Origin of the sequence: Bacteroides caecigallinarum, assembly GCF_016901995.1 — a bacterium.
Lineage (GTDB): Bacteria > Bacteroidota > Bacteroidia > Bacteroidales > Bacteroidaceae > Phocaeicola > Phocaeicola cellulolyticus.
Genome location: NZ_JACJLE010000114.1, coordinates 1 through 1762 on the forward strand (window position 1 = coordinate 1; position 1762 = coordinate 1762).

At 29.2% G+C, this 1762-nt stretch carries 2 protein-coding genes; both read left to right on the forward strand.

Features of this window, described 5'->3' with window-relative positions; genetic code table 11:
* Positions 1-124 precede the first annotated feature (124 nt).
* Positions 125-586, forward strand: a complete 462-nt coding sequence (locus tag H6A61_RS16310; protein ID WP_430746822.1) for a hypothetical protein — start codon at positions 125-127, stop codon at positions 584-586.
* A 25-nt stretch (positions 587-611) separates the two neighbouring features.
* On the forward strand, positions 612-1762 hold a 1151-nt coding region (locus H6A61_RS15170), incomplete at its 3' end, for a hypothetical protein (RefSeq protein ID WP_204394735.1).

Genomic DNA, 1762 nt, shown 5'->3' on the forward strand with positions numbered 1-1762 from the left:
CATGAGTGCTAATCTTTCTTTTGTCAAAACACTCGGTTTTATATCAATTTTAGTATAAACCTGTCCTACTCTATGTGTAGGACGCTTAATATTTACGTATGAAAAAACAGGTAATTTTAATAATATATGGCATGACTCAATATGCTATCATATAAATGGTAAAGAGAAAGTCTATGTATCTAACAAAAAGCATGAAGGGGCATGGAAGAATATAAATAACGCATTATCAGACTCTGTTTTATCTTTACCTGTATTTACTGTTTCTGGAGTATTTGATAATGAACTGGATGATAATTTATTTTCGTACTTTATAATTCCTAATGTTGGTGTAAATGATAATGTAAGCAATAAGATTGATAAAATTGAATATAAATCAGGAGATGGTATAATAGAAATATTTGACAAAGAGAGGGAAATGGTATTTCTTGTAGTCAAAAAAACAGATTATGAATATATATTACCTGATGCTGAGACTAAATTTTTCATATCTAATCCATGTGTATGCATATTGTATAAGACAAATGGTGAATGGAAGTATGTAGCTGAGGATGGAAGAGGAGGAAATAGTTGTTTTTTTTATAAATAGTATATTGTAATATAAAAATTGTTTTATGAAAAAGGTTGGAATTAATATTTTAGTCGTTTTGTTATTTATGCTGTTATCGTGTAACAATAATAATTTAGATGTTGATTTGAAAGAATTTAACTACATAATAGGTACTCAGACTGTTGGAGCTAAATATAAGTTTACAGAAGAAACAAATCTTGTTGAAACAGCAAAGGCTATTCATGAAATGGGATCTAATATTCTGAAATTTAGTTTAAGTCCAAGATATTATTGGGAAAATTATGATATTCCTTTTGATGATAGTATAAGATGTTTGAAAGATTTGGCTCAGGAGAAGTCTGTAAAATATGTACTTGATATGGATTTTAAATATTATCAAATATGGGCTTATGAGTTTTCTCAATACACGCAAGAGCCACAAGGAATGAAAAAGGATGATTATCAGATAAAATTTATTGATGGTTTATCTGATGAATATGCAAAAAAGTCATATAAAGAAATTTATGATTTGGCTTCATATTTATTGAAGGAATATTCAGGAACAAAAAAAGTTTTTTTCTTGGGAAATTGGGAAGGAGACTGGCATTTGCGCTGGGACTATGATAGGACCAAGTCTGCTAATCCAAAGACTATTGAGGGTATGATTAAGTGGATAAATATCAGACAGAAAGCTATTGATGATGCTAAAAAGGATACTCCTCATAAAGGTGTAGAATTATATCACTATTTGGAACTTAATTTATCTGATTTAGCTGTAAAAGGAGAAGATTGTGTGACTAATAGTGTTTTACCATTTACAAATACAGATTATGTATCATTTTCATCATATACAGCAACAAATCCACCTTCTACTGAAGAAGAAATGGATTCTGTACTAACTAGTCATCTCAATTATATAGAATCAAAAATTCCAGAAAAAAAGACTATAAATGGAAAGAGATTATTTATAGGTGAATATGGCTGGAGTGAGGCTGCTTATTCTCAGGAAGTAATAAACCAGAGAGCAAAATGGGTAATGAAAACTGCTTTGAGATGGGGATGTCCATTTGTTTTGTTTTGGGAAATGTATAATAATGAACTGAATGAAGATGGTTCAAACAGAGGATTTTGGCTTATAGATAAGTTTAATAATAAAACTCCGTTATACTATACACATCAAAATTTTTATAAAGAGTCAAAATTATGTATTATAGA